General features: G+C 62.3%; 25 protein-coding genes and 1 pseudogene. 11 read left to right on the top strand and 15 right to left on the bottom strand.

From position 1 onward, the window contains the following. Positions 1 to 18: 18 nt before the first annotated feature. The 7 genes and pseudogenes from ACFLEY_RS19210 (at position 19) to ACFLEY_RS19180 (ending at position 5,890) form a co-directional block, all read left to right on the top strand. Positions 19 to 677 (top strand): annotated as a pseudogene (locus tag ACFLEY_RS19210) (SOS response-associated peptidase). Then, on the top strand, positions 674 to 1,414 hold the full coding sequence (locus ACFLEY_RS19205; protein ID WP_396604730.1) for a hypothetical protein: 741 nt from the start codon (positions 674 to 676) through the stop codon (positions 1,412 to 1,414). Before ACFLEY_RS19210 ends, ACFLEY_RS19205 begins: the two are co-directional and overlap by 4 nt. After that, on the top strand, positions 1,401 to 1,817 hold the full coding sequence (locus tag ACFLEY_RS19200) for a hypothetical protein (RefSeq protein WP_396604729.1): 417 nt from the start codon (positions 1,401 to 1,403) through the stop codon (positions 1,815 to 1,817). The genes ACFLEY_RS19205 and ACFLEY_RS19200 overlap by 14 nt, the downstream gene beginning before the upstream one ends. A gap of 94 nt (positions 1,818 to 1,911) precedes the next feature. Beyond that, positions 1,912 to 3,063: a hypothetical protein gene (locus ACFLEY_RS19195; RefSeq protein ID WP_396604728.1), complete on the top strand. Its 1,152-nt coding sequence runs from the start codon at positions 1,912 to 1,914 to the stop codon at positions 3,061 to 3,063. Between the two features lie 1,013 nt (positions 3,064 to 4,076). Continuing rightward, positions 4,077 to 4,268: a hypothetical protein gene (locus tag ACFLEY_RS19190; protein ID WP_396604727.1), complete on the top strand. Its 192-nt coding sequence runs from the start codon at positions 4,077 to 4,079 to the stop codon at positions 4,266 to 4,268. An 83-nt stretch (positions 4,269 to 4,351) separates the two neighbouring features. After that, complete coding sequence (locus tag ACFLEY_RS19185; RefSeq protein WP_396604726.1) at positions 4,352 to 5,038, top strand: hypothetical protein; 687 nt, start codon at positions 4,352 to 4,354, stop codon at positions 5,036 to 5,038. Positions 5,039 to 5,071: 33 nt separating this feature from the next. Continuing rightward, the gene (locus ACFLEY_RS19180) at positions 5,072 to 5,890 is read left to right on the top strand and encodes a hypothetical protein (protein WP_396604725.1); all 819 of its coding nucleotides are present in this window, start codon (positions 5,072 to 5,074) and stop codon (positions 5,888 to 5,890) included. 830 nt (positions 5,891 to 6,720) lie between these two features. On the opposite strand, the gene ACFLEY_RS19175 is transcribed toward ACFLEY_RS19180, so the two are convergent. From ACFLEY_RS19175 to ACFLEY_RS19115, 13 genes are all read right to left on the bottom strand, one after another. Then, a complete protein-coding gene (locus ACFLEY_RS19175) occupies positions 6,721 to 6,948 on the bottom strand; it encodes a hypothetical protein (RefSeq protein WP_396604724.1) in 228 nt (75 codons plus the stop codon). Next, a complete protein-coding gene (locus ACFLEY_RS19170) occupies positions 6,945 to 7,283 on the bottom strand; it encodes a hypothetical protein (RefSeq protein WP_396604723.1) in 339 nt (112 codons plus the stop codon). Before ACFLEY_RS19170 ends, ACFLEY_RS19175 begins: the two co-directional genes overlap by 4 nt. Beyond that, on the bottom strand, positions 7,280 to 7,534 hold the full coding sequence (locus ACFLEY_RS19165; RefSeq protein ID WP_396604722.1) for a hypothetical protein: 255 nt from the start codon (positions 7,532 to 7,534) through the stop codon (positions 7,280 to 7,282). Before ACFLEY_RS19165 ends, ACFLEY_RS19170 begins: the two co-directional genes overlap by 4 nt. A 51-nt stretch (positions 7,535 to 7,585) precedes the next feature. Then, positions 7,586 to 7,831, bottom strand: a complete 246-nt coding sequence (locus tag ACFLEY_RS19160; RefSeq protein ID WP_396604721.1) for a hypothetical protein — start codon at positions 7,829 to 7,831, stop codon at positions 7,586 to 7,588. Between the two features lie 463 nt (positions 7,832 to 8,294). Then, positions 8,295 to 11,099 (bottom strand): hypothetical protein, encoded by a 2,805-nt coding sequence (locus tag ACFLEY_RS19155; protein WP_396604720.1) that lies wholly within the window; start codon positions 11,097 to 11,099, stop codon positions 8,295 to 8,297. A 98-nt stretch (positions 11,100 to 11,197) separates the two neighbouring features. After that, a complete protein-coding gene (locus tag ACFLEY_RS19150; RefSeq protein WP_396604719.1) occupies positions 11,198 to 11,422 on the bottom strand; it encodes a hypothetical protein in 225 nt (74 codons plus the stop codon). Positions 11,423 to 11,585: 163 nt separating this feature from the next. Beyond that, positions 11,586 to 12,788, bottom strand: coding sequence for a site-specific integrase (locus ACFLEY_RS19145; RefSeq protein ID WP_396604718.1), 1,203 nt, complete (start codon positions 12,786 to 12,788; stop codon positions 11,586 to 11,588). Between the two features lie 274 nt (positions 12,789 to 13,062). Further along, a complete protein-coding gene (locus tag ACFLEY_RS19140) occupies positions 13,063 to 13,542 on the bottom strand; it encodes a MaoC family dehydratase (RefSeq protein ID WP_011086736.1) in 480 nt (159 codons plus the stop codon). A gap of 132 nt (positions 13,543 to 13,674) precedes the next feature. Next, on the bottom strand, positions 13,675 to 15,393 hold the full coding sequence (locus ACFLEY_RS19135; protein WP_161535235.1) for an AMP-binding protein: 1,719 nt from the start codon (positions 15,391 to 15,393) through the stop codon (positions 13,675 to 13,677). A gap of 132 nt (positions 15,394 to 15,525) precedes the next feature. Then, positions 15,526 to 16,413: a 3-hydroxyisobutyrate dehydrogenase gene (gene mmsB, locus ACFLEY_RS19130; RefSeq protein WP_060911638.1), complete on the bottom strand. Its 888-nt coding sequence runs from the start codon at positions 16,411 to 16,413 to the stop codon at positions 15,526 to 15,528. Between the two features lie 27 nt (positions 16,414 to 16,440). After that, entirely contained in the window at positions 16,441 to 17,508 is a 1,068-nt protein-coding gene (locus ACFLEY_RS19125) for an enoyl-CoA hydratase/isomerase family protein (RefSeq protein WP_060911637.1), read from the bottom strand. Continuing rightward, on the bottom strand, positions 17,505 to 18,650 hold the full coding sequence (locus ACFLEY_RS19120) for an isobutyryl-CoA dehydrogenase (RefSeq protein ID WP_060913052.1): 1,146 nt from the start codon (positions 18,648 to 18,650) through the stop codon (positions 17,505 to 17,507). Before ACFLEY_RS19120 ends, ACFLEY_RS19125 begins: the two co-directional genes overlap by 4 nt. 117 nt (positions 18,651 to 18,767) lie before the next feature. Further along, positions 18,768 to 20,264 (bottom strand): CoA-acylating methylmalonate-semialdehyde dehydrogenase, encoded by a 1,497-nt coding sequence (locus tag ACFLEY_RS19115; protein WP_060911636.1) that lies wholly within the window; start codon positions 20,262 to 20,264, stop codon positions 18,768 to 18,770. A 101-nt stretch (positions 20,265 to 20,365) separates the two neighbouring features. Between ACFLEY_RS19115 and ACFLEY_RS19110 the strand changes: the two genes are divergently transcribed. Next, a complete protein-coding gene (locus ACFLEY_RS19110) occupies positions 20,366 to 21,274 on the top strand; it encodes a LysR family transcriptional regulator (RefSeq protein WP_060911635.1) in 909 nt (302 codons plus the stop codon). Positions 21,275 to 21,388: 114 nt separating this feature from the next. Here ACFLEY_RS19110 and ACFLEY_RS19105 read toward each other — a convergent pair whose 3' ends face one another. Continuing rightward, entirely contained in the window at positions 21,389 to 22,009 is a 621-nt protein-coding gene (locus ACFLEY_RS19105; RefSeq protein WP_028170985.1) for a TetR/AcrR family transcriptional regulator, read from the bottom strand. Positions 22,010 to 22,073: 64 nt separating this feature from the next. After that, positions 22,074 to 22,607, bottom strand: a complete 534-nt coding sequence (locus ACFLEY_RS19100; RefSeq protein ID WP_060913051.1) for a PaaI family thioesterase — start codon at positions 22,605 to 22,607, stop codon at positions 22,074 to 22,076. A 154-nt stretch (positions 22,608 to 22,761) separates the two neighbouring features. On the opposite strand from ACFLEY_RS19100, the gene ACFLEY_RS19095 reads away from it, so the two are divergent. The 3 genes from ACFLEY_RS19095 to ACFLEY_RS19085 all read left to right on the top strand — a co-directional run bounded on the left by ACFLEY_RS19095 (position 22,762) and on the right by ACFLEY_RS19085 (position 26,443). Then, the gene (locus ACFLEY_RS19095; RefSeq protein ID WP_060911634.1) at positions 22,762 to 23,532 is read left to right on the top strand and encodes an enoyl-CoA hydratase; all 771 of its coding nucleotides are present in this window, start codon (positions 22,762 to 22,764) and stop codon (positions 23,530 to 23,532) included. A 306-nt stretch (positions 23,533 to 23,838) separates the two neighbouring features. Next, positions 23,839 to 25,035: an acetyl-CoA C-acyltransferase gene (locus ACFLEY_RS19090; protein ID WP_011086726.1), complete on the top strand. Its 1,197-nt coding sequence runs from the start codon at positions 23,839 to 23,841 to the stop codon at positions 25,033 to 25,035. A gap of 112 nt (positions 25,036 to 25,147) precedes the next feature. Continuing rightward, positions 25,148 to 26,443 carry an MFS transporter gene (locus tag ACFLEY_RS19085; protein ID WP_028170981.1) on the top strand — a complete coding sequence of 432 codons (1,296 nt, stop codon included), beginning with the start codon at positions 25,148 to 25,150 and terminating at the stop codon, positions 26,441 to 26,443. Positions 26,444 to 26,448 lie beyond the last annotated feature (5 nt).

Raw genomic sequence — 26,448 nt, 5'->3', positions numbered from 1 at the left:
ACTACTGCGACTGTTTCAATGTGCAACCTCTACAGCATCACCACTAACCAAGCCGCGATCATCAACCTGTTTCGGGTGATCAACAGGTACGTCGGAAATCTTGCACCAATGCCCGGCGTGTTTCCCGACTATCCCGCCCCGGTCATCCGGAACACAGACGCGGGCACCAAGATGGTGACGATGCGCTGGGGCATGCCGCCGTCACCGCGCACAGGCGGGCCGCCGGTCACCAACATCCGCAGCACATCGTCACCGCACTGGCGCGGCTGGCTGAAGCCGGAGAGCCGATGCTTGGTCCCCGCTAACAGCTTTGCCGAGTACGCGCCGGAGCCGGACCCGGAGACGAAGAAAAAGGACGTGGTGTGGTTCGCGCTTAGCGACGACCGACCGCCGTTTGCCCTCGCTGGCATCTGGACGACGTTTAACGGTGATCGCGGCACCAAGTCCAAGCCGGTGCCGGGTCCATATGGATTTATGACGACATCGCCCAACGCGGTGGTCGAGCCGATCCATCCGAAGGCCATGCCGGTGATGCTGACCACCGATGAGGAGCGCGACGCATGGATGCGTGCGCCATGGGATGAGGCGAAGGCGCTGCGCAGCGGCCATTGCCGGATGATGCGCTAAGGATCGTCATGCGCGGGGCCGACAACGAGGATCGCTGGGCGGCAGCATGATCCGAGACATCATTCCCAAAAACCTTGCCAGGCTCCATAGCACCGAGGAGCAGTTGCGCCAGAAAGCGCACAGCATGATCGCCGCCGATGATCGGCTGCAATTGCATCTCGCGGTGACGGAAGCCGCGATGGACTTGGCCGACACGCTGCGGCAATTCAATTCGAGCGACGAAGACCTGAAGGTTGCCGTGGTGCTCGGGATGCGCACGTTCAATGCGTTCGCTGCGAGCACTAGACTGACGCTTTCGGGTTACCATCAAAACAGCGCCCTCATCCTGCGCGACGTTATGGAAACGGTGTTTTTGCTGGACTTATTCGCTGGCGACCCGCCGCTGATCGAGCGCTGGCGATTTGCCGACAAAAAGGCGCGCATGAAGGATTTTTCGCCTCTGAAAGTACGCGAGGCGCTAGATGCCCGGGACGGCATTACATCGAAAAAGCGCTTTGAAATGTACGAGCTATTTTCTGAACTCGCCGGTCACCCCAACATGAAATCGTCCTGGATGATGCGACCGCAAAAAGACGGCGATGCCGTGATCGGCCCGTTTATGGAAGCAACGTCGCTGGAAGCCGTCATCTCCGAAATGGGACGGCTCGCGGTGCAGGTTGGCGAACAACTCGACCGTTTTTTTCCCACGGATTGGGGCATCCCGTCGCGTATCGCCTTCGCCAAGCTAAAGCAAAACTGGATAAACAGCTTCTATCCGACCGCAGCGAGGCCCGATGCCGCTACCTGAAAGCCCGTTCCAGATCGACATCGGCGCGTCACTGTCCCTGACCTTGCACGAAGCAGCGAGCCGTCAAGTTGACGCGGCCATCGATGCATTACAGGCCGGAGACTTCGACGTGGCATTGACGCTTGCCGGAGCCGCAGAGGGAATGATCGAGCGCACGGGCCATCACATGTTCGGCTGGCTGAAGCAACACCCAAGAGCGTTGGAGCGGTTCGACAAAAAGGAGTGGATTTCGATACTGAACAGCGAGCGCGATTGGCTGAAGCACGGCGGTCGGCCAGCGATGCACATTGAGTGCGCTGGCGCCGCGTTCATGATCGCGCGCGCGGCGTCGAAGCTGGAGGAATGGACACCCAAAATGGTGGCTTTCAAAATCTGGTTGCTCGCCAACATCGACAACATTTAGTCCCTGCCGATTGACCAACTACTTGATAAGGACGGCTATACATGGCAGCCCAGCTATCGCAAGTTGACGCGAGAAGCGAGGACAATCCCTGCCAATGAGCGCAACTCCGACCCGCACATACAACCCCCTTCCGTTCACCGACCTTGAACCTAAGCGGTTCGAAGATTTGGTGCGGCAGCTTGTCTACGATTTTCGCCAATGGCGGAGATTAGAGGCGACCGGGCGATCTGGCTCAGATGATGGCTTCGACGCCCGCGCTCTTGAGATTGAGGCACCCGACGCGACTGCTGCGGTGGATCAGGATGAACCGGAGGATGAGACGCGGACCGATGGCGCGGCAGATCGGCTATGGCTGATCCAGTGCAAACGGGAGCGAACTATCACCCCCGCCAAGCTCAAGGGCTACTTGGCGGAGATAAGTCTCGCTGCCGACGAGAAGCTGCACGGGATCATCTTTGCTGCCGCTTGCGACTTCTCCAAGGCATCCCGCGATGCATTTTATGCTTGGTGCCGGGATAAAGGTATCAGTGAGGCGGTGATCTGGGGCAAAGGCGAATTAGAGGACCAGCTATACCAGCCCAAAAACGACAATCTGTTATTTGCTTACTTCGGCATTTCCCTGACGATCCGCCGCCGTAGCCAGGCCACGCAGATACGGTCTGAGATAGCCACGAAGCGAAAGCTAAAAAAGACGATCCTCCTAAGCTCCGCCGATGTGCTGCTGCGCGATCCGTCGGCCGAAGAATACCCACGCGTCATGGAGGGGGAACGGCCAACCAAATGGGGCGTCTACGCTCCGGAAGCACTAAGCCACAATGGCCTCGAAATGGGTATCTCGTGGTATTTTGCATTCCTCGATCCCGACACAGGCGAGTGGGATGCGGCCGACGCAGTGCCTGCCATGCGTCGTCATCATCATTGGCGCGTGGAAGATGAGCGTCTGGATAAACTAGAGCATATGGCGCGCGAAGTGTGGGATCAGTTGCCAGAGAGCAACCGAGCGTGGCTCAAAATTTTCGGCGCTATCAGGTTGCGAGACATTGTTGCGATTGATGAGGTTGGCGACGATCTTTTCGAAGGTGTTCACGTCTACGTTCCCTTTTCGCCAGCGAACGGACCATTTTATGGTTTCATGCACCGTCTGGAGATACCCCGACATCTTCACCAATATGGTTCCTTTGATCCCGACCCCGCAAAGCGGATTGACCGCTATCCGGTTCAAACAAAGAAGACCAAGAGGGCTTAGGCGCGGATTGAACCTGTCGCGCGCTGCTCTATCCTCCGGCTATGGTCTTGCAGCTGCGGCGTTTCTCCGGCTTCATCAAAGCGTGTCTGCCGTCTAGGGTGGTCCGGCCAGGCGCCCTGCCCGCTGCTGTGGGGTCCATGAAATCAAGCATGAAGGCTATCGGCTGATAGTGCGCCGGTATGGCGAGCGCGTTCGCGCGATAATCGGGCCGCCACGCACGCCCATCTTGCGCGCGCCAAAAAGCTCCCGTTCGGCCGAGCCTCACGGGGGCAGGCACCACCCGTAAATTTCCCAAGTGTTGGCTATTAGGCTCGATGGTTAACTGGCGCGGGTTGAGCGCCGCACCATGAAAGCACCGAAGCCAAAACAATGGGACGAGCAGGAAGTCCGACGATTGGTCAGGCTGGCCCGGGCACGTGCTGGCGTATCGAAGATAGCAGCCGAGCTGGGCCGTCACGCAGGATCAGTGAGGCGAATGGCGCGAACGATAGGGATACTGTTGAAGAAGTAGCCGACTGGCCCGATGAACACTCGGCGCCGTCCTACAGCCCAAAACCGCGGCCAATCTCCCGCACAAGCCTGAACGCAGCGTCAGTATTTCGGCCGTAAAAGAGCGCCTGATCGAGCTGCGAAAGAATGCTCAGCCCAAATAGCGCGATAGCTATGCCTCTAAACATGGTTGTGGACCGGGTTGAACCATACAGCGAAAGTTCAAATCCGCCCCAGCCGCAGGTTGGGAGAAACAGCCGGGGCCGACATTCCCATTCCGTGTGCCGTAATCAGCGGTAATCGGCACGCTCCCAGCAAGCCACAAGAAAGCTAATGAACTGTTTCGTAAGTCCCGAATTTGGAGCACCACGCCTTGATTATCGGCAACGAGCACGTGCTTCGCAACGCAACACGAGCGTCGACCGTAATTGTACGGAGCCTGAAGCAAGGTCCTTGGAGTTGCGTGTCTTCCATCTTTTACGTCTACTTCAGATTGATTGACTGATTTTTTCAGACGAGGGCTCATGAGCGTCAAAGCCATGATGGCGACCATTCTCCAAGACCAGATGACGTTGCGTGGCGTGAATTCGCTGTCGCCCTCCGACTACGAGCAGATCGTCGAACTGCTGATTGAACAGCTCAGAGAGCTTGAGCCTAGCTTGGCGCCCGTTGCGATGACAGTCTTCAACCAATCGGTCGCCGACCCCTCGTATTGAGTTACCTCTTAATAGCAATCGCCCAAGTTGGCGCTTATCCGTGAGGATTGGCCTCGTTTCGACCCGAGCTTTGGGGGCGCCCATTGTACGAAGCGATTGCGACGAGTTCATTCATTTTTGCGGTTTTGGGAATTTTAGTCGGCTTGGCTTTCCTCCGTGTCTCGAACAGGAAACCCCTCGGCAAGGCTCTGGCAATCGGCTGCTTCTTCATCGCTCTCGCCTCATGCGAATACAATAGGAGCGTCGTCGATCGAAGGGACAAGCAAGAAGCTCTGTCGCATGGCTACGCGAACGTCAACGACTGGAAGGTCGCTAGACAACAGTTGATCCCCATCGAAGTTGGCTTAGGAGCGATTAGCCAACGCAGGGCCGCACAGGAAGCTGAACGCCTGCGCCTGGAGCGCAACAAGCAGGAAGAGGACCGAAGACTGCAAGAAGAGGAGCGCAAACGGCAAGAAGAGCAGCGATGCGCGACAGAACTGAAGTGTATCGGCGATAAAATACGGTCTTACGCTACGGTGTATTGCCCGCGCTACGTAGAGCGATTAGCGAAGAACGACTTTCAATGGACCGACGGCTGGCTCGACGAAAAATTCAGTCACTACCGATGGGCCAACGGCTCTCATCGAACTATCACGTTCATCGGCGACAAAATCAAATTCCAAAATGGTTTCGGCGCCTGGACGTACCACACTTACGAGTGCGACGTTGATCCCGCGCCAGAGCACGTGGTCGACGTTAGGGCCCACCCAGGTCGTCTTCTACCGTGAAGGGTGTCTCGTCTGGTAAGAGGGAATTGCAGGATGTCCAAGTACGTTTACTTCGCGGCGTCGCTTATTGCTGCCACTCTAACATGGACTTCGATGGCGTTGGGCCAACCTCTGACGAGCGAAGAATGCCGCCAAATGGTCAAAGGTCTCTCAAATCTCGCACCATCAGGGAGCAAACTAGAGGAGGCGCTACCCAAGCTCGATGCCGCGCTTAAGGACAAACTCCTTCCACGCACGTCAGACCAACTCAGAGCAACAACCATTTCCGCGATGCAAGCAAATCAAGAATTGCTTCCCGTCGTGCGGAAGTTTTTTGCTAGCATAGATGCTTTGAGCAGCCAGCTACAGCTCTGTGCGGATGCGAACTCAACACTAGTTAAGTCTTCGGACGCGAATACTTCACCCACAATCGCCCCGGCGCCTAAGGATGACCTCAAAGGTGCGCCCGCATCGGCGCCCAAACAACCAGCGGTGTCCACGCCTATTACCACGGTCGAGAAGCCAATCGTAAGAGCAGGCGCTGCAAATGTCGATAAAGGGCAAGAGGCCCCAAACGCTGCACCAAACATCGATCCAGCGGTCACTGGAAATTCAGCTCATGATCGCGTGAGTAAATTGCCGAAAGCTGAACAAGCCGCACTTTTGGGTAAGGCCATTCCTTGCACTGGAATTGATGCGTTCTTCATGGGGATGGGGCCCGAAAGGGAGGCGTTTTGGAGTTTACGGTGTACAGACGGAAGGACCTATGCAGTCTCACTCCCTCTTAAGGTTGCCGACGGCAAAGTCGTTGAGTGTGCGGTTCTAGCTGCTGTGGGCGCGGGGCCCTGCTTCAAGAAATTTTCAGGCCAATAACAAGGTCCCTATTTCCACCGTCCCATCATTTCTGTCCGAGCGCGGTGAGATCGGCCTCAATCACTTTCGCGCCCCAGGGCCGCATGGGTTAGACGGTCCGGTCTGCAAGCATCGCGAACAGTCTCGCACGATGGTTGGGTGCAGGCACTGGGTCAAAGTCAAAAACCGCCAGTATCCTGAGATGGAGCGTGAGCTGTGAGGTCGCGAACAAACAAGTTGGCAGGTACCAACTTGTTGCACGCAAGCAACTCTTCTCTTGTTCCATGATTTGCACCGTGGTTCCAGCTTCACACGATAAGCCTGACCTGCGTAGAATAATCTGCGCGTGAAAGTGGCTGGTAATATTATGATCGGCGGGGAAGAAGCCGCGCGCATTTATCCGGCGCCTACAGAAAGACCGTCTGTAGATGGTCTTTCTGTAACGCGTGGCCGTTCGTATTAGTCACGCGCAGGAGAATATTTTGGGCTTTCTCGCGAAGCCTAAGCCGCTACATTCATACTATTGCGATCTCATATTTTATAATGGGGCCGACTATGTTGGATGACGAATTCAATAGGCAACGTGCGAAAGTATTACGTGAACTCGCAGAGCAAGCTGACCCATTCATCAAAAAGCGGCTCTTAAATCTGGCGCAGCGCTACGAACCCAGGCGGCAGCCCACAAAGCAGAAAGGCCCCGACGATGTTGCACGTCGGAGCCTTTCAAGATCGTCAGGCACGGGTACCTCCGCCGGGCCTTCCGATCTTTGATCTCGCCGATTACCGCATCTGATCTGGTGCAGAAGGTGGCACGGCTGAGGCATAAAGCGCTCGGCCGCATGATCGGCCAGTTAGTGCAACGTCGCGGACGGCCGCTCCATCATCGCCTCGACAAATTGCCGCAAGCCCTCCATAGCCTTGCTCCGCCACGCCTCCAGCTCGCCGGCATATTTCGACAAGTCCGCACGAAACTCTTCCCCGTGAATGTCCGCGCCGCGCGCAAGCAGGCGCCGCGCATAGGCCGTGAGCGCAAGATCGCGATGGCGGCATAGCTCGGCGTTTGCTTCATCTAAGGTCATTTTGTGCCCCGCTTCACAGCCAGTCGCCAAAAATTTCCGCCTTCACCTGGCCGAACGCCGGTGCTTTCCGCCTCGGTATGCCAAACTGAACCCGCATGGGTGACGAAGGACCCCGGCGGATACGTCCGCGATGCATCCCAAATGCCCAGGTACCGCAGCGTCGGGCGCGACTCGAGTTCCTTGATCCGGTTTTTCAGCGGCGTGATTGCTGCCAGCACGAAATCGCCGATCACCGGTGCCAGCGATTTGACGAGGCCTTCGATCTCGGCTCGCCGCTGGGGCGAAACCTTCGCTTCGATCGCACGGTGCTCTTCGGGAGTTGGGACGTTCGTCATTGGGGGGCTTTCCCATGGCGTCGCTCATACGCAAGCGACAGCCGAGCTTGCTCGCGGACCAACGCGCGACACGCGCGCATGCTGTCAGGATCATCGCGGCGCCAGAGCAGCTCGCGGATTTGCTTGGTTATCCGATTGATTGCAACCAGATCATCGGCTTCCGGCAAAATGCGAACCACCGAACGAACCATCTTGCGGGCAACCAAACGGCGGCCAATTTCCAATTCACTCGCTGTTAGCCTGACGACCATTGTCGTCCCTTCTTCATTTCGAAGTCGATCTTCAAATAGCAGATCGCGATCTCAACCTCCGTTACGCCGTAACTTGCGATGCTGTTTTTGCAGCACCAGCTTCAAAGCTTGCGCGAGTGCTCGTTCGTCGTCCTCGTCCCACTCCCGCAGCACGCCCTGGCTGCGAAGCCAATCCTTGTCGTCCCCGTCGAGATCAATGGCAATTCGCGTAGCACCGATCGCCTGGCGCGCGCGGTGTTCACGCATGCGCTGGGCAGCGGCCGTCGGTGCAAGCTGCGCCTTCGCCTTGGATTTCACGGTTACCTCCTGGGCTAAATGCCGTCAAAATGGGGCAACCCCCCTCTAGGAATTTGATCCCATTGCATACGGACCACCCCGTGCGGTCCAGAACCCCCGCGCCTTGGATTCCGACAAGCCCCCCAGGGGTCGGTCAGTGAACTGTGTCATGATGCGGACTGCCTCCACTGTTCGCTGATCTCGCGGCGAGCCATCGCTTCATCCCCTGGGACGCAGCCCACGACAGCGCCTCCCGACGCCGTCCCGATGACCGATGACCTAACCTGACCCGAAAAACGCCCTTTCTCTGTAAACCCACTTTCTCCCTGCCTTTTGGCCTTCCTTCCCTTCATTTCTCATTTCTCCAACAAAGAGGATTAAAACTGGTCACTACGGTCATTACTGCTCGAAAAACGAATGCAGCCAACAACTTGAGTCAGTGACCGCCTCGATGACACGTCGCGCCTCATCGGCACTTTCCCGGTCACTGGTCAGTGACCGGCACCTCGCCCGCCTCATCATTCTGGTCATTCGTGACCCGATTTGCGTGATGCTCGCGCATCTTGGTCACGCTCTGCTTGTTGTCCCAGGACGGCGGGATCAGCCCATTGACCTCGCTCGCCGGGTCGGTGGCGTTGCCGACCTTGCCCTCGAACAGCCGGCTCTGGTAACCGATCTTGTGATAGTCGAGACCCGCGTCGTTGAGCGCGACACCGCAATAGTACCGCCTCTTGCCGTCGCGCATTTCCTTCCTGTCCATACCGATGCGACCATCACCGATCGCCTGCAGCGCCTTTCTGATCGCTTCATTGCTCGGCAAGCGCCGATCTTCGCCCTTCATCTCCACGAACCACGCCGAATGCGCCAGACAGAAGTCGACAATCTTGATGCGCGCGAGCGGATCGAACTCGATGCAGTCCTCCAGGAAGCCCGCCACGAGATTGCTGTCCTCGTGGATCGCTTTGGCAGTCTCGGCGATGCTGTCGGTGCTGGCGATCGAACCGCGCTCCAGCGCCCGCTGCAGGCCCGCCATGGCCCAGTTGAGAACGCCCGGCAGCTCGGTCGCGACCACGAATTCGCCGGGCTTGCTGAAGCCTCGCTTGATGGCTTCGGCGGCGGCGCCGATCGGCTTGGCCGTGTCAAATTTGCGCGTGACCTCGATCACGATCATGCGCTCGACGATCGCCCTGGTCGCCTCCTTGAATTGCGGCTGATGGTTGGTCGCCCAGAAGATCGGCGCGCGCACGGTCCGCGTCAGCATCGGCCCATTCTTGATGTTGATCTGAACCGGCTCGCCCGTGACGATGGCCTTGACCGTCTGCGACATGTGCCACACTCCCGTGAAGGCTTCGTGCAGCACCCAGGGCGCGCGTCGCACGAACGGCATCGTGCCGTGGGTGCTATCGACGGTGCCGATGCCGGCGGTGATCGGCCGATCGCCGAACAGGCCTGAGACGACCTCCAGCACGCCGGACTTGGCGCGGTTCTCATTGCCCCAGAACACGCATGCTTTGCGCAAGCCGCGCGCCTTATTGTCGATCAGCGCGGCGCCCATCAGCTCCTGCACGACGCCGGCCAGGGCGCGCTGCTCGGGCGCGGGACGATCGCCGAACATGTCGGCCATCATGGTTTCCCACCACGGGCATTTCGCGGCGGGATCATAGTCGACCTCGACGCGCCATGTGCAGAAGTGATCGGGGCGAGCCGGCTCCAGCTCGCCCGTGCGCGGGTCGACGAGGCCAGAGCGCGTCGGAATCTTGCCGTGCTGATCCCAGGGCAATTCGCCGTCGCGCCACAGCTCGGGCCGGCGCAGAATCCAGTTGCGCGTTTCGTTCACCAGCTTGGTGCCGGTCTTGTAGCCGTGCTGCTCGAAATTATGCTCGATCCGCACGTCGAGCCATTTGGTCTCGTTGCGCAGCTCCCAGATGCCCTTGCTGTAGAACCAGCTCCCATCCTTGGTGTTGATCAGCTCTTCGCCCTCGCTGGCGAAATGCGCGATGACGGACTTGCCGACTGCGATGTGCAGCTCGTGCGGCTTCGGCGGGGCCGGCGTGATCTTCGGCATCTTCACGATGTTGTCGGTGCCGGTGGCTTGCTGTTGCTCTTCCACTTCGATCTTGCCGCCCTCGACCGCCTGCAGCTTCGGTTTCGGCTTCGTGGCGGCCGGATGCTTCTTGATCCAGTCATCACACATCTTGATGATGCCGCGTTCCTCGCGGCGCCAATTCCAGCGCTTGCCATAGTCGCCGGCCGCGCGCCGCGTGTAGGCGAGCACGGTGGCGACAACCTCATCCTTCGGCACGCCGGCATTGAGCAGCGCCGCCGTGCATTGCAATTGCGTCTGATGGACCGCGCTGTCGCCGCCGCCCATGAAGATCATGTTTTCGAGCCGCTGCTGCACGTCGATCGGCGGCTTCAGGTTGAAGCGCTTGCCATATTCGGCAAAGAAGTTGAGCGTATCGTTGCCGGCGCCGGCCGGCTCGGCGTGCTCGCGCACCTTGCGCAGCATGACCGGCGATTGCTCGCTCAGCCATTCCTCCAGGTCTTCGAGGTTATAGCGGCGATCGGGATGCAGCTCGATGATCTCGACCTCGGTGAACGCGCCGTCCTTGGTGTTGTGCGAGCCTGGCAGGCGCAGCACCCGCGCCACCTCGCACACCGGCAGGTCGCCGGCCGAGACGTCGGCGAGCTGGCGCAGCGCCGCCTCGATGCGCTCCATTTCGTCCTGGGTCTGCAGCGGCTCCTTGAGCAACCAATAGCAATGCACGCCACCGCCGGAGAACACGATGATGCTCGGCTGGTATTTCAGCCGCGCGATGTGCTTCAGCACGAAGCCGCGCGCCTCGACCGGATCGCTCGGGCAGTCGTAAATCTTGCCGAAGTCCTGGTCGGTCCACAGCGCAGGCGTCTCGACGCAATTCTCCTTGTTGCGCTTGGCACCGGCCTTGATCGTCGACATCGCGACGTACATGCCGCGGCCGGGCTTGTCCCATTTCTGCATGAACGAGGTGACATCCGCGGCGTTGCGCGTCGCCACGTGACGCTCGGCGCCTGCGCCGCGCTCATTGGTGAATGAGCAGAAGTAAACCGGCTCCGGCTCGGTGTGGGCGAACAGTGTCTTCACGAAGTCGATCGAGGTGATGTGCGTCGGCACGCCAGCGTCGGACACACTGCTGGCAATCCGCGGGGGCGGTTCCTCCCATGGCGCGAAGAGGGGGGCGTGCTCGATGGTTTCGGCGTAATCCTCGTAGAACTTTGCAATGGCATCGAAGTGTGTGCTATCAAGCATGAGTGAATTTCCCAATGTTCACATGAACCAAGCGCTCACTTGGTTTTCTAAGATCAAAGGTCCCGCCGCTGACCACGGCGGGCCTTCGCGTTTTCGGATCAGGCCACGGTCTCGCGCTCGCGCTCCCATTCGGCGATCGCCGTCGCCGAAATGATCACGCGGCGGCCCAAGCGCATCTCGCGCGGGCCTTTCCCCTCCTTGCGCAGCTTGCGATAGAAGCCTTCCGAGAAGCCATACGAAGCGCGGAACTCTGCGATGGAAAGGCCCATGCGCGGAATGTCGGCCCTGGCTTTGGCATCTTCAGCCTTGGTCTTGCTTGTCATGGAAGTAAGAAACCCCTCAACGAACGATGCTGAGGAATTTAGAGCCGCGTGGGCGCGGCGAGGAGATGGTTATCAACACCCACGATGCGATTTCAACACTCGCGGATCACGGGCAAAAACGGAGATGTGCGCACGATCCGTGCGCACATCCCTCGCCTGATAGTCACCGCGCCAGCGGGATGACGTTGTCTGGCATCCGCTCGCACGCTTCATCGGCGAGCAAGCCCCTCCGGCTCAGATCGTCCGATGCATTGCCGAGATAGCGGGCGTAAGTACGCTCGATCTCCTGGACGCTGGTATCGTGCGTGAAGGCAATGATGCGCAGTGGAACGTTGCTGCGAATTTGGCGGATGATTGAACTGTGTCGCAACGTGTATGGCGACAGCGACAGATCAAGGCCAAGCCGATCGAGCACCACACGGAAGCGCTGTGACATGTTCCAAATGCGATCGAACAGCGCCCGTTTCATGCCCCTGGCTGTGGCGCGCTTGCGCAGCATCTCGGCCAGCTTCGGCGTGATCGGCACCGAGCGCTGTTCGGGATCACGATCCTTGCCCTTATTCGAGCACCAGAGCATCAGGCGCGGCTCTTTTCGATGTTCGTCGCGCAAGTCATTGGGCCACAGCTTCAGGGCTTGGCTCTCGCGTGTGCCGGTCACCGCTAGTACGTCGATGAGTGCGCCGAAATCCGCATCTTCGACATAGCATTCGCGCACGATGTCGCGGACCGTGGCATCTGGCAGATAGTAGTTATCACGCGGCGGGCTGCTGCCGCCTTTCGCTTTGAGCGGCTTGAGACCGTTCTTCCAGGCCGCGCTGTTGGTGATGCGGCGGTCACGCTTGGCTGCCAGCGCCAACGCGGCCTTCAATGATTTGCCGATCCGGTTGGCAGACGAAAGCTTGAGCCCCTTTGTGATGAGGCCATTGCGCCAGTTTGCCAATTCAATGTCAGTCAACAGCATCACGACCTTCGACAGCAGGGCCGGAGTCAGATGGTTGCGCACCGAGGTCGCGTTATATTTGGCGCCACCGCGCACCGCGAGGTCCGTCTCGTAGGCGGTGAGCGCTTCATCAACCGTGACCGGCTTATCGCTGTCAGCTTCGCTGCCGCGGGCCAGCGCCAGCGCGCGCTTCTGTGCCTCCCAGAAGGACATCACGGTGTTGTTGTTGGCGGCCTCGAAGTCGTCAGCGACAGCGAACCGCTTCAACCAACCAGCTTCGACGCTCCAAGTGCCGGGACCGGCATTCCTGCGATAGCAAAGGAAGATGCCGGGCGCGATCAGCAGCTTGTATGGCTTCTTTTTGATCGGCAGCTTGAGGCGGTTGGTTCGGTTTTTCAGATGATTGGAATAGACGCTGCGCGCCATGGTCCTGCCCTCGGTGTCCGCCAAAGTGTCCCTAAACTGGTGCTGCGGCCTAGTGAGGTCTGGTGATGGCTCAGTGAGGTAGACTTTAGTGATTACAATGATTTGCGCTTGGTCAGGAAGGTAGCATACCGCTCAATGCGGTCAACCTTCTCCCCTTGTGGGAGAAGGTGGCGCGAAGCCACCCTCTCCCACAGGGGGAGTGGGTAAGAGCGCTTCGCGAGAGATTGGACAGCTTTTGAGCAGCGATGAAGGACCGGGTCAAGCCCGGCCAGACCTACGCGAAATAGATCAGGCCCAGCCACTCGGCGACCAGCGCGGGCTTGTCCTCGCCCTCGATCTCCACCGTGACGTTGGTGCGGGACTGCAGCTCGTTCGGCTTGCGCAGCTTGGCTTCCGCCAGCACGAAACGGCCGCGGACGCGCTTGCCCGAGCGCACCGGCGAGATGAAGCGCAGCTTGTCGAAGCCGTAATTGACGCCCATCGTGGTGCCGGCGATGACCGGCATGACTTCATAAGACATGATCGACAGCAGCGACATGGTCAGGAAGCCGTGCGCGATGGTGGTGCCGAACGCGGTCTCCTTCTTTGCCCGTTCAGGGTCGACGTGGATGAACTGGTGATCCTCGATCACGTCGGCATAGGTGTCGATGCGGGGCTGGTCGATCAGGTGCCATGACGACACGCCGATCTCCTTGCCGACCATGGCCTGATAGGCGTCCAGCGTAATCGGCGGCTTCTTCCAGACTTCGTTCATTGATAGCTCCAGATGGCGTCATTCCGGGGCGATGCGCAGCATCGAGCCCGGAATCCATTGTGCCACAGAGCTTGTCGCCGAATGGATTCCGGGTTCGCGCTCCGCGCGCCCCGGAATGACGAAGGTGCCCACTTAACTCTCGCTCCGGGTTTTCGGCAGCTCCGGAAAATCCTCCTCGCGGAATTCCCGGCCACGCAGCGGATCGCCCCGATCATCGTCGCGCTCGAGACGTCGTAGCTGCACGCGGCGGATTTTGCCAGAGATCGTCTTCGGCAGCTCGGTGACGATTTCAAGGCGGCGGATGCGCTTGAACGGCGCAAGTCGGGTGTGCAGGTGCTTGAAGATCGACAGCGCCGTCTCCGGCGTTCGCTCCGCACCCGAAGTCAGCAGCACGAACGCCTTGGGGATTGCCAGCCGGATCGGATCCGGGCTCGGCACCACGGCAGCCTCGGCGACGAGTTCATGCTCGAGCAACACGCTTTCCAGCTCGAACGGACTGATGCGGTAATCAGACGATTTGAACACGTCGTCGGAGCGGCCGACGAAGGTGAGATAACCATCTTCGTCTTCGAACACGACGTCGCCGCTGCGATAGAGTGCGCCCTCGGCACCCGAGAGCTTGCCGTCGTCGCCCTGATAGCCCTGCATCAGGCCGGCGGGACGGTTCGCCCCGAGCACCAGCGTCACCTCGCCTTCCTTCGCCGGGTTGCCGTCGGCATCGCTGACCTGCACGCGATAGCCCGGCAGCGGGCGGCCCATCGAGCCGACCTTGATGTTTTGCCCCGGCGAGTTGCCGGCAAGCGCGGTGGTCTCGGTCTGGCCGTAGCCGTCGCGGATGGTGAGGCCCCAGGCCGCCTGCACCTGGTCGATCACCTCGGGATTGAGCGGCTCGCCGGCGCCGCAGACCTCGCGCAACGCGACCTTGAACGAGGCAAGGTTCTCCTGGATGAACAGCCGCCACACCGTCGGCGGCGCGCACAGCGTGGTGACACCGCAGCGGCCGATGGTGGCGAGCAGCGCCTTCGCGTCGAAGCGCGGCTGGTTCACCACGAACACGGTGGCACCCGCGTTCCACGGCGCGAAGAAGCAGCTCCAGGCGTGCTTGGCCCAGCCGGGCGATGAGATGTTGAGATGGACGTCGCCGGGCTTCAGCCCGATCCAGTACATGGTGGAGAGATGGCCGACGGGATAGCTGCGCTGGCTATGCAGCACCAGCTTCGGCTTTGCCGTGGTGCCCGAGGTGAAATAGAGCAGCATCGGGTCGTCGGCGTGGGTGGGGCCGTCGGGCACGAAGCTATCCGGAGCCTCTGCCGCCTCATCGTAAGCGAGCCAGCCATCGGAGGCCGCGCCGACCACGATGCGGACGACATTCTCTGCACCGAGGCTCGCGAACTTCGCGACCTGATCCTGCGCGGCCACCACGGCCTTCGCCTTGCCGCGATCGAGCCGGTCGCGCAGCTCGTCGGCGGTGAGCAGCGTGGTGGCGGGGATGACGACGACACCGAGCTTCATCGCAGCGAGCATGGTCTCCCACAGCGGAACCACATTGCCGAGCAGCAGCAGGAGATGGTCGCCACGCTTCAGGCCCTGCGCTCGGAGGAAGTTGGCGACCTGGTTGGAACGGCGCGACAGCGCCGCGAAGGACAATTTCGTCTGCCGGTCCTGCGCGGCATCGACGATCCAGAGCGCGGGCCGGTCCTTGCTCTCCGCATTCGCCGCCAGCTCGGCGTCGAACCAGTCGAGCGCCCAGTTGAAGGGGGCCGGATCGGGCCAGCGGAAGCCTTTGACCGCTGCCTCGTAATCCGTGCGGTGTTGTAGAAGAAACGCGCGCGCTTCCTGAAATGTCGTCATGGTCCGGGCCCGTCCAATTGACCTGCGAGCGTAGCCCGGATGGAGCGAATCGCAATCCGGGGCCGGCTACGCAATTGGCAGAGCCTGTCCCGGATTTCGCTTCGCTCCATCCGGGCTACGGGCAAAGCCTCGCTATTTTCCAGCGAGGCCGCGAACGTGCTTGATAATTCCGGAAAAATCCACCCCGCCCTGCCCCGCCTTGTCGAAGGCCTGGTAAATCTCCTGCGCATGCTGCCCGAGCGGCGTCGCCGCGCCGGCGGCCTTGGCGGCATCCTGCGCCAGGGTCAGGTCCTTCACCATCAGTGCCGAGGCGAAACCCGGCTTGTAGTCGTTGTTCGCCGGAGAGGTCGGCACCGGGCCCGGAACCGGACAATAGGTCGTCAGCGACCAGCACTGGCCCGACGAGGTCGAGGCGACGTCGAACAGCGCCTGATGCGAGAGGCCGAGCTTCTCACCCAGCGCGAAGGCCTCGCTCACAGCGATCATGGAAATGCCGAGGATCATGTTGTTGCAGATCTTGGCCGCCTGGCCGGCGCCGGCGCCGCCGCAATGCACGATCTTCTTGCCCATGTTTTCGAGCACGGGCTTTGCCGCGGCGAACGCCTTGTCCTCGCCGCCGCACATGAAGGTGAGCGTCGCCCCCTTGGCGCCGCCGGTGCCGCCGGAGACCGGCGCATCGACCGAGAGCACGCCGTTCTTGGCGGCCAGCGCGTGTACCTGCCGCGCGCTCTCGACGTCGATGGTGGAGGAATCAATGATCAGCGCGCCCTTGGTCATGACAGGGACGACCTCGTTCCAGACGCCGAGCACATGCTTGCCGGCCGGCAGCATGGTGACGACGACATCGGCGCCCTTCACTGCGCCCGATGCGCTGTCGGCAATGCCGGCGCCATCGGCCTTGGCCTGCGCGCGCGAGGCCTCGACGAGGTCGAACGCGACGACCTTGTGGCCGGCCTTGACCAGATTGGCCGCCATCGGGCCGCCCATGTTGCCGAGACCGATGAATGCGATCGTGGCCATTGTCGTTTCCTCCGCTTGAGACTGTTGTTAGTTGAACTTGAGTTCGTCGGCGCCAATCTCGGCGAGATACGGCGCAAGCAATTCCGGCGTCACATCCTCGATCCGCGGCGGCGACCAGATCGGATTGCGGTCCTTGTCGATCACGGCGGCGCGTACGCCCTCGCGGAAATCGTCGCTGCGGAAGACCTCCAGCGCGGCGCGATATTCGCGCACCAGACATTCTTCCAGGCTCGACGCGGCGCGTGCCAGCCGCAGCAGCTTCAGCGTCACCACCATGCCGCGCGGCGATTTTTCGCCGAGCGTCTTCAGTGTCGCCAGAGCAAATTCCGAACCGTCGCGCTTGAGCGCGGCGACGATGTCCTCCATCCGGTCGAAGCCGAACAGCGCATCGATCATCTTCTGCTTCGCCGCGACCGGCCCGGCGGTCTCGCCGGTCGCAAAGCCGTTGATGAGCTTGCCGACCTCGGCCGCGGTTGCACCGGAGCGCAGCTTCGTCAGCGCATCCCGCAGCTCCGGCCATTTCGCCGCTGGCACCACCCAATCGGCGAACTTCGCGTGGATCGCGTCCGGCCCGTTCATGGTCTGGCCGGTCAGGCCGAGATAGGTGCCGATCTCGCCCGGCGAGCGCGACAACAGATAAGTGCCGCCGACGTCCGGGAAGAAGCCGAGCCCGACCTCGGGCATCGCGAGTTTGGTGCGATCGGTGACGACGCGGTGGCTCGCATGCGCGGAGAGCCCGACGCCGCCGCCCATCACGATGCCGTCCATGAAGGCGACATAGGGCTTTGGGAACCTCTTGATCCGGGCGTTGAGGATATATTCCTCGCGCCACAGGATCTTGCCAAGGTCGCCATGAACCTTCGAGCTTTCCCAGAGCGTGCGGATGTCGCCGCCGGCACACAGGCCGCGCTCGCCGGCGCCCTCCAGCACGATCACGGCGACGGCCGCATCGGTCTCGAAGCGGTCGAGCGCGGTCTCGATGTCGCGAAACATCTCGAGCGTCACGGCATTGATGGCCTTGGGACGGTTGAGCCTGATGACGCCGGCCGATCCCTCGACGCGGGCGACCAGATCGCCCTCTTCCGCTGCCGTCATCGCGCGCCCTCGATCAGTTTGCGCGCCACGATGAGCCGCATGATTTCATTGGTGCCTTCGAGGATCTGGTGCACGCGCAGATCGCGCACGATCTTCTCGATACCGTATTCGCTGAGGTAGCCATAGCCGCCGTGAAGCTGGAGCGCCTGGTTGGCGACCTCGAAGCCGACATCGGTGCCGAAGCGCTTGGCCATCGCGCAGAGCATGGTGGCGTCAGGATCCTTGCGGTCGAGCGCCGCTGCGGCCCGCCACAGGAACGTGCGCGCGGCCTCCAGCTCGATCGCCATGTCGGCAAGACGGAATTGCAGCGCCTGGAATTCGTCGAGGCGTTTTCCAAACGCCTTGCGCTCCTTCATGTAGTTGCGCGCCTTGTCGAGCGCGGTCTGCGCGCCACCGAGCGAGCATGCCGTGATGTTGAGACGGCCGCCATCGAGGCCGGCCATCGCGATCTTGAAGCCGACGCCCTCCTCGCTCAGCCGGTTGGCGACCGGCACGCGGGCGTTCTCGAACATGACGGCGCGGGTCGGCTGCGCATTCCAGCCCATCTTGCGCTCGTTGGCACCGAAGGAGACTCCCGGTGTGTTGCCGTCAATGACGAGCGTCGAGATGCCGCCGGGGCCGTCGCCGCCGGTCCTGACCATCGCGACCAAAAGGTCGGTGCCGCCGGCGCCCGAGATGAACTGCTTCTGGCCGTTGAGCACATAATGGTCGCCATCGCGCACCGCGCGGGTGCGCAGCGCCGCCGCATCGGAGCCGGCGCCCGGCTCGGTCAGGCAGTAGCTCGCGATCAGCTCCATGGTGCAGAGCTTCGGCAGCCATTTGTGGCGCTGGGTGTCGCTGCCGTAGGCATCGATCATCCAGGACGCCATGTTATGGATGGAGATGAAGGCCGACGTGGTCGGACAGCCCGTCGCCAGCGCCTCGAAGATCAGCGCCGCGTCGAACCTGGTCATAGCGGAGCCACCGACATCCTCGCGGATGTAGATACCGCCCATGCCGAGCGTCGCCGCCTCGCGCATCACGTCGACGGGGAAATGCTTCTCCTCGTCCCAGCGCAGCGCGTGCGGCGCGATCCTTTCCGCCGCAAACGCCAACGCCATGTCGCGAACCGCGATCTGATCCTCGTTCAGAGCGAACTGCATGCTCGGCTGCTCATTTTTCTCGTCATTGCGAGCGAAGCGAAGCAATCCAGACTGTCTTCGCGGAAAGATCCTGGATTGCTTCGTCGCAAGAGCTCCTCGCAATGACGGCTGAGGAGATCACTTCATCAGCGGGATCGAGAACTCCGCACCTTCCTTGACGCCGGACGGCCAGCGCGAGGTCACCGTCTTGGTCTTGGTGTAGAAGCGGACCGAGTCCGGGCCGTGCTGGTTGAGGTCGCCGAAGCCCGACTTCTTCCAGCCACCGAAGGTGTAATAGGCGATCGGCACCGGGATCGGCACGTTGATGCCGACCATGCCGACATTGACCTTGGCCGCGAAGTCGCGCGCCGCGTCGCCGTCGCGGGTGAAGATCGCAACGCCGTTGCCGTAGTCATGCTCGGATGGCAGCGCCAGCGCTTCCTTGTAGTCGTGCGCGCGCACCACCGAGAGCACCGGGCCGAAGATCTCTTCCTTGTAGATCCGCATGTCCTTGGTGACGTTGTCGAACAGCGAACCGCCGAGATAGAAGCCCTTCTCGTAGCCCTGCATCTTGAAGCCGCGGCCGTCGACGGCGAGCGTCGCGCCTTCCTTGATGCCGATGTCGATGTAGCCCTTGACCTTCTCGACCGCCTCGCGCGTCACCAGCGGGCCGTAATCGGCCGACGGATCAATCGAGGTGCCGATCTTGAGGCTCTCGACGCGCGGGATCAGCTTTTCCATCAGGCGGTCGGCGGTGGACTTGCCGACGGGCACCGCGACGGAGACGGCCATGCAGCGCTCTCCGGCCGAGCCGTAGCCGGCGCCGATCAGCGCATCGACCGCCTGGTCCATGTCGGCGTCGGGCATGATGATGGCGTGGTTCTTGGCGCCGCCGAAGCACTGGCAGCGCTTGCCGGTCTGCGCGGCGCGCTCATAGATGTACTGCGCGATCGGCGTGGAGCCGACGAATCCGACGGCCTTGATGTCGGGGTCGTCGAGGATGGCGTCGACCGCTTCCTTGTCGCCGTTGACGACATTGAGGATGCCGGCCGGCAGGCCCGCTTCCATCATCAGTTCGGCGAGCAGCATCGGCACGCCGGGATCGCGCTCGGAGGGCTTGAGGATGAAGGCGTTGCCGCAGGCGATCGCGGGCGCGAACTTCCACATCGGGATCATCGCCGGGAAATTGAACGGCGTGATGCCGGCGACGACGCCGAGCGCCTGGCGCATCGAATAGATGTCGATGCCGGGGCCGGCGCCTTCGGTGTACTCACCCTTTATCAGATGCGGGATGCCGCAGGCGAATTCCGCGACCTCGAGGCCGCGCTGGATGTCGCCCTTGGCGTCCGGCACGGTCTTGCCGTGCTCACGCGCCAGCAGCTCGGCGAGCTTGTCGTAGTCGCGCTGGACCAGCTCGACGAATTTCATCATGACGCGGGCGCGGCGCTGCGGGTTGGTCGCGGCCCATTCCGGCTGCGCGGCGCGGGCGTTCTCCACGGCAGCGCGGACCTCGGCCTTGGACGCCAGCGCCACCTTGGCCTGCACGTCACCGGTCATCGGCTCGAAAACGTCGGCGGTGCGGCCCGAGGTACCCTTGACCTCCTTGCCGCCGATGAAATGTCCGATTGAACGCATGGAAATATCTCCTTCAGGCCAGCCTGTTCGCTTTGACAAATCCTATCGACCTGCATTTTATAGGATTCAAGTCTGATATATTGCACCATAGATGTGCGAAAATGCTGGATCAAGGCGCTATCGACTGGGACGACTTTCGCTTCGTGCTGGCCATCGTGCGGGGCGGCTCGGTTTCGGCTGCGGCAAAACAGCTCGGCGTCGACCATGCCACGGTGATCCGTCGCGTCGACAGGCTGGAAAAGCACCTCTCGGCGAAGCTGTTTGACCGGCGCAAGACCGGCTATCTCCTCACCGAGGCCGGCCAGCGCGTCGCCGACAGCGCGGAAGCGATGGAATCGACCATCGTCGCCAACCAGGAGCAGGTCGGCGGCTCCGTGGCGCGGCTGACCGGAACGGTGCGGATCGGTGCGCCCGATGGCTTCGGTACCGCCTTCCTGGCGCCGCGGCTGGCGCCCTTCGCGGACCGGTATCCCGATCTCGATCTGCAACTTGTGGCTACTGCGCGGCTGTTCAGTCTCTCCAAGCGCGAGGCCGACATCGCGATCAGCCTGACCATGCCGAAGGAGGGCCGCATCGTCGGCCGCAAGCTGCTCGACTACCGCCTCGGGCTCTATGCCGCCCCCGCCTATCTCGACCGCTTCCCGCCGATCGTGTCGCGCGAGGTGCTGCCGCAGCACCGCTTCGTCGGCTACATCGAGGAGCTCCTGTTCACGCCGGAGCTCGACTATCTGCCGCAGGTGTCGCCGCGGATTTCCGCCCGCTTCCGCAGCGCCAATCTGATCGCACAGCTCAACGCCACGCTCTCGGGCTTCGGCATCGCGGTGCTGCCGCATTTCATGGCGAGCGACTATCCGCAGCTCGTCGCGGTGCTGCCGGAGGAGATCTCGATCACGCGGACGTTCTGGATGCTGATGCACGCCGACAGCAAGGACCTCGCCCGGATCAGGGCCGTGGCGGACTACATCGGCGAGATCGTGGAGCGCGAGCGCGCGTTGTTTGCGGGGCGGTAAGCACCGATCCCGTAGGGTGGGCAAAGCGAAGCGTGCCCACCATGCCAACTACGATCACGGAGAGACGGTGGGCACGGCGCAAGAGCGCCTTTGCCCACCCTACGGCATCTCGGCCTAACTCTGCTTCGCCTTCTTCACCGCCGCCACCTTCGGCTCACGCTTCGCACCATCCAGCGCGCTGTCCCTGCCCGCCTTCAGCACCTCGTCCGACAGTTCGCTGGAGCCGGCGATGCGCGCCAGCAGCATGGTGCCGGCCATCGTCGCCAGCGTCGCGATCGCCTGCTTGCGCGCCGCCTTGCGCGGCAGGTTCGGGATGTAGTCGGTCATCATCTCGATCATCTCGTCGAGCTTGCCGGCGAAGGCCTTTCGCGTCTTCGGGCTCTCGCGGGCGATCTCGGCGCCCAGCGCGGGAATCGAGCAGCCATGGCCGGGATTGTCGCGATGCAGCGCGGAGAGATAGGTCTCCGCGATCAGCGCCAGCCGTTTCTCGGGAGAGACCTCGCCACTGATCTTGCGCCAGTGCTCCATCGAGCGGTCCATGGCGTAGGCAAAGGCCTCGATCACCAGCGCCTCGCGGGAATCGAAATGCGCGTAGAAGCCGCCATGGGTCAGGCCCGCCTCCTTCATGAGGTCGGCGACACCGATGCCGTGCGCACCCTTTTCGCGCAGCCGCACGGAGGCCTTCTTCACGATGCGGTCGTGGGTTTCCTGCTTGTGTTCCCGGGAATAGCGCATGCGGGTCTCATTGAATGTCGGAGATCATTTCATAACACAAGAATGGACCGGACAGTGAATTAATTCATGTTAAGATATTGCCAATCATGGAAAAGGTTGCAGTTGCATGGACTGCGAGCGCCCCCTTGCCGTCGCGGACGAACCCCTCGGTGTAGCTGGTCTGCCGTCCCAGCTTGATGATCTTACCTTCGGCCGTGATCAGCCCGGACCGGACCGACAGCGGACGCAGGAACGTCATTTTCAGATCGAGGGTCACGGACGACTGCCCGGCCTCCAGCCGGGTCGAAATGGCGCATCCCATGGCGGTGTCGATCAGCGCCGCGGCCGTCGCGCCATGCAGGAGGCCGATGGTATTTTCGAGATCCTCGCGCGGCTCCAATTGCATCACGATCCGGCCCGGCTCGACCACCGCCATGGTGAAGCCGATCAGCTTTGCGAAGGGTGGCGGCGGCAGCCGGCCGTCGCGAATGCCCAGCATGGCGTCCATGCCCGACAGGCCCATCGCCGCTTTCGCGACCGGCGCAGGGACCTGCCACTCCACCACACGCTCGCGCCGCTGCGTGGGCGAAAACAGGTCGAGTTGATCGATGTCGGTCATGGCAGCCTCGTTGTATGACATGCATCATACTATGCCACGAACTTCGCGCTGGCAACTCCGTCTCCCCGGCCCGCTTGACAAGCAACGCGTTTCGGCCCGGAAGTGATCCCGACCGGTGCGCCCGCGCACGTCCAACAAACGTCGAGATCCCACGATGGAAATGCTCAACAGCCACTGCGGCGTGACGCGCGATGCGCGCGGCGTCGTTCACGTCGCGATCTGCAACGCCGGCTCGCTCAACATCCTCGGCTCGCCCGTCACCGACGCGGTGCGCGAAGGCCTGCAACAGCTCGCCTCCGATCGCAGCATCCGCGTCGTGGTGCTGCGCGGCCAGAGCGAGAAGAGCATGATCGGCGGCGCCGACATCAAGGAGATGGCCAAGCTCGACCAGGCATCGGCCGAAGCCTTCATCAGCCGCCTGCGCGATCTCTGCGAGGCCGTGCGCCAGTTCCCGGCCCCCGTGATCGCGCGCATGCCCGGCTGGTGCCTCGGCGGCGGGCTCGAGGTGGCGGCCGCCTGCGACTTCCGCATCGCCGCGCATGATGCGCATTTCGGCATGCCGGAGGTCCGCGTCGGCATTCCCTCGGTGATCCACGCCGCGCTGCTGCCGCGCCTGATCGGCTGGGCCCGCGCGCGCTGGCTGGTGATGACGGCAGAGAACATCGACGCAGCCACGGCGCTCGCCTGGGGACTGGTCGACAAGGTGGCGCCCGAGGGCGGGCTGGATGCAGCCGTCGAGCACACGGTGAAGGCGCTGCTCGAATGCGGCCCCAAGGCGTTGCGGTCGCAAAAGGCGCTGCTGCGGCAATGGGAGGAACTGCCGCTGACGGAGTCGGTGAACCTCAGCGTCAAGGTGTTCGGCGAGTCGTTCCTGACCGACGAGCCAACGCGCCTGATGCAGGCGTTCGTGAACAGGAAGCGGTAGGCGCTGGACGGGGTGCTTCGTTCCGCATGACGCTGTCATCGCCCGCGAGGCGGGCGATCCAGTATTCCAGAGGCTGCGGTGATTGAGCCGAGAAGCCGCGGCGTTCTGGATGCCCTCGCCTTCGCGGGGCAGACATCGTCATTGGGGGAGCGCTTTCGTTCCTAGAGTCACAGCCCCTCCTCCGATCGCAGGAGGAAATCTCATGCGAACCACAAGATTTTCTCATCCCAGCCGCGGTTGCATTTTTTGCGCCGCATCATATGATGAGCATAATCTTACTCAACCGTCATCGCAGGGAGTCCCGTCATGGCCGAAGCCGCCGATCCCGTCGTCATCGTCTCCGCCGCCCGTACCCCGCTCGGCCGCTTCATGGGCGAATTGTCGCCGCTGGCCGCGCATAAGCTTGGATCGCATGTGATCGGCGCTGCGCTGGAGCGCGCCAAGCTCGCGCCTGAGAAGGTCGATGAGGTCTTCATGGGCTGCGTGCTGCCCGCAGGACAAGGCCAGGCCCCGGCACGCCAGGCTGCCCGTGCGGCCGGCCTGCCCGATGCGACCGGCGCCACCACGGTCAATAAGGTCTGCGGCTCCGGCATGAAGGCGACCATGCTGGCGCACGACATCATCCGCGCCGGCTCCGCCGAGATCGTCGTCTCCGGCGGCATGGAGAGCATGAGCAACGCGCCCTATCTTCTCGCCAAGGCACGCGGAGGCTATCGCGTCGGCCATGACCGCATCATCGACCACATGATGATGGACGGGCTGGAGGACGCCTACGAGACCGGCCGATCCATGGGCGATTTCGGCGAGGCCACGGCAGAGGCCTACCAGTTCACCCGCAAGGACCAGGACGCCTATGCGATGGAGACGCTCAGCCGCGCCCGCAGGGCGGTCGAGGGCGGCGCGTTCAAGGCCGAGATCGCGCCGATCACGCTGACCGAGAAGGCTGGCCCACGCGTCATCGCCAATGACGAGCATCCGCTGAAGGTCGATCCGGCCAAGATTCCCGGACTGAAGCCGGCGTTCCGCGCCAATGGCACGATCACGCCGGCCGCCTCCTCCGCCAATGCCGACGGTGCCGCCGCGCTGGTGCTGACGAAGCGGTCGCTGGCCGATCGGGGCGGCCTTCCGGCGCTTGCCGTAATCAAGGGCCACGCCACCCACAGCCAGGAGCCGCAATGGTTCACCACGGCGCCGATCCCTGCGATCCGCAAGCTGCTCGACAAGATCGGCTGGAGCGCCGGTGACGTCGACCTGTTCGAGATCAACGAGGCTTTCGCCGTGGTGGCGATGGCGGCGCAGCGCGATCTCGGCATTCCCCGCGACAAGCTGAACATCAACGGCGGCGCCTGCGCGCTCGGCCATCCGATTGGCGCCACCGGTGCGCGGCTGATCGTGACGCTGCTGCATTCGCTCGAGGCGCAGAACCTCAAGCGCGGCGTCGCCGCGCTCTGCATCGGTGGCGGCGAAGCCACGGCCATCGCGGTGGAGCGGCTGACGCACTAGTCGTGATGTCCGAAATTGAGGGAAGTCTGACATTTTAGACTTCCGACGAATATGCCAGATTATAACGATGACGCGAGTCCCGGGAGGGACCGCCAACCATGATTGAGGCCCAATGATCTCGAACTGGCTCGCGGCAAGGCTCAGCCGCCGCAATATCCACTACGGCTGGGTGATGGTCGGCGTGACCTTCCTGGCCGCGCTGATCAGCGCCGGCACGGTCGGTGCGCCCGGCGTGTTCATCGTTCCCCTGCAGAAGGAGTTCGGCTGGAGCACGGCGGAGATCTCTTCCGCGCTGTCGATCCGCTTCATCCTGTTCGGGCTGATGGCGCCGTTCGCCGCCGCCCTGCTCAACCGCTACGGCCTGCGCAACGTCACGCTCACGGCGCAGCTGATCGTGGTCTCGGCGCTGGTCGCATCGCTTGGCATGACCGAGGTCTGGCAGCTCATAGCCCTGTGGGGCGTCGTGATCGGTATCGGCACCGGGATGACCGCGCTGGTGCTCGGCGCGACCATCGCCACGCGCTGGTTCGCGGCGCGGCGCGGCCTCGTCGTCGGCATCATGACCGCGAGCGTCGCCACCGGTCAGCTCGTGTTCCTGCCGCTGCTCGCAAGCCTCACCGAACGCTTCGGCTGGCGGCTGGCGCTCGGCTTCGTCTGCATCATGCTCGGCGTTTCCGCACTCGCGGTCCTGCTCGCGATGCGCGACCGTCCGAGCGATCTGGGCCTGCGCCCGTTCGGTGACGAGGGCAGCGAGCCGCTGCCCACCCCGCCCGTCAACCACGGCTCGATCACGGCGGTGGCGCTCGGCACGCTGCGCGACGCCTCGAAGTCGAGCGCGTTCTGGATCCTGTTTGCGACCTTCTTCGTCTGCGGCGCCTCGACCAACGGCCTCGTCCAGGTCCACCTGATCCCGATGTGCCTCGATTTCGGCATCCCGCAGGTGCAGGCCGCAAGCCTGCTGGCTGCGATGGGTATTTTCGACTTCTTCGGCACCATCTTCTCGGGCTGGCTGTCGGACCGTTACGACAATCGCTGGCTGCTGTTCTGGTACTACGGCCTGCGCGGTCTCTCGCTGATCTTCCTGCCCTTCAGCGATTTCTCGTTCTACGGCCTGTCGATCTTCGCGATGTTCTACGGCCTCGACTGGATCGCCACCGTGCCGCCGACGGTGCGCCTCACCGCGCAGAAGTTCGGCCCCGAGCGCGCCAATCTGGTGTTCGGCTGGATCTTCGCCGGGCATCAGCTCGGCGCCGGCACCGCGGCCTTCGGAGCGGGCCTGTCGCGGACGCTGCTCCAGAGCTACCTGCCCGCCTTCTTCATCGCCGGCGCGCTCTGCGTGTTCGCCTCATTGATCGTGCTGGCACTGTCGCGGCAGCCGAAGCCGAAGACGCAACCCGCAATGGCGTAAGCCGC

It is taken from the genome of Bradyrhizobium sp. YCK136 (assembly GCF_044570075.1).
Classification (GTDB): domain Bacteria; phylum Pseudomonadota; class Alphaproteobacteria; order Rhizobiales; family Xanthobacteraceae; genus Bradyrhizobium; species Bradyrhizobium diazoefficiens.
Note: the sequence above shows the minus strand (reverse complement) of the source record. Positions and strands in the feature narration are given on the sequence as shown.

What these genes read in the sequence shown, in the direction of transcription:
- ACFLEY_RS19110 (WP_060911635.1), top strand. Translation starts at nt 20,366, where the DNA reads ATGCTGGATCAAGGCGCTATCGACTGGGACGACTTTCGCTTCGTGCTG.
- ACFLEY_RS19135 (WP_161535235.1), bottom strand. Translation starts at nt 15,393, where the DNA reads ATGACGACATTTCAGGAAGCGCGCGCGTTTCTTCTACAACACCGCACG.
- ACFLEY_RS19170 (WP_396604723.1), bottom strand. Translation starts at nt 7,283, where the DNA reads ATGACGAACGTCCCAACTCCCGAAGAGCACCGTGCGATCGAAGCGAAG.
- ACFLEY_RS19120 (WP_060913052.1), bottom strand. Translation starts at nt 18,650, where the DNA reads ATGCAGTTCGCTCTGAACGAGGATCAGATCGCGGTTCGCGACATGGCG.
- ACFLEY_RS19165 (WP_396604722.1), bottom strand. Translation starts at nt 7,534, where the DNA reads ATGGTCGTCAGGCTAACAGCGAGTGAATTGGAAATTGGCCGCCGTTTG.
- ACFLEY_RS19190 (WP_396604727.1), top strand. Translation starts at nt 4,077, where the DNA reads ATGAGCGTCAAAGCCATGATGGCGACCATTCTCCAAGACCAGATGACG.
- mmsB (WP_060911638.1), bottom strand. Translation starts at nt 16,413, where the DNA reads ATGGCCACGATCGCATTCATCGGTCTCGGCAACATGGGCGGCCCGATG.
- ACFLEY_RS19085 (WP_028170981.1), top strand. Translation starts at nt 25,148, where the DNA reads ATGATCTCGAACTGGCTCGCGGCAAGGCTCAGCCGCCGCAATATCCAC.
- ACFLEY_RS19125 (WP_060911637.1), bottom strand. Translation starts at nt 17,508, where the DNA reads ATGACGGCAGCGGAAGAGGGCGATCTGGTCGCCCGCGTCGAGGGATCG.
- ACFLEY_RS19105 (WP_028170985.1), bottom strand. Translation starts at nt 22,009, where the DNA reads ATGCGCTATTCCCGGGAACACAAGCAGGAAACCCACGACCGCATCGTG.
- ACFLEY_RS19115 (WP_060911636.1), bottom strand. Translation starts at nt 20,264, where the DNA reads ATGCGTTCAATCGGACATTTCATCGGCGGCAAGGAGGTCAAGGGTACC.
- ACFLEY_RS19155 (WP_396604720.1), bottom strand. Translation starts at nt 11,099, where the DNA reads ATGCTTGATAGCACACACTTCGATGCCATTGCAAAGTTCTACGAGGAT.
- ACFLEY_RS19205 (WP_396604730.1), top strand. Translation starts at nt 674, where the DNA reads ATGATCCGAGACATCATTCCCAAAAACCTTGCCAGGCTCCATAGCACC.
- ACFLEY_RS19140 (WP_011086736.1), bottom strand. Translation starts at nt 13,542, where the DNA reads ATGAACGAAGTCTGGAAGAAGCCGCCGATTACGCTGGACGCCTATCAG.
- ACFLEY_RS19150 (WP_396604719.1), bottom strand. Translation starts at nt 11,422, where the DNA reads ATGACAAGCAAGACCAAGGCTGAAGATGCCAAAGCCAGGGCCGACATT.
- ACFLEY_RS19195 (WP_396604728.1), top strand. Translation starts at nt 1,912, where the DNA reads ATGAGCGCAACTCCGACCCGCACATACAACCCCCTTCCGTTCACCGAC.
- ACFLEY_RS19145 (WP_396604718.1), bottom strand. Translation starts at nt 12,788, where the DNA reads ATGGCGCGCAGCGTCTATTCCAATCATCTGAAAAACCGAACCAACCGC.
- ACFLEY_RS19100 (WP_060913051.1), bottom strand. Translation starts at nt 22,607, where the DNA reads ATGACCGACATCGATCAACTCGACCTGTTTTCGCCCACGCAGCGGCGC.
- ACFLEY_RS19175 (WP_396604724.1), bottom strand. Translation starts at nt 6,948, where the DNA reads ATGACCTTAGATGAAGCAAACGCCGAGCTATGCCGCCATCGCGATCTT.
- ACFLEY_RS19090 (WP_011086726.1), top strand. Translation starts at nt 23,839, where the DNA reads ATGGCCGAAGCCGCCGATCCCGTCGTCATCGTCTCCGCCGCCCGTACC.
- ACFLEY_RS19095 (WP_060911634.1), top strand. Translation starts at nt 22,762, where the DNA reads ATGGAAATGCTCAACAGCCACTGCGGCGTGACGCGCGATGCGCGCGGC.
- ACFLEY_RS19180 (WP_396604725.1), top strand. Translation starts at nt 5,072, where the DNA reads ATGTCCAAGTACGTTTACTTCGCGGCGTCGCTTATTGCTGCCACTCTA.
- ACFLEY_RS19200 (WP_396604729.1), top strand. Translation starts at nt 1,401, where the DNA reads ATGCCGCTACCTGAAAGCCCGTTCCAGATCGACATCGGCGCGTCACTG.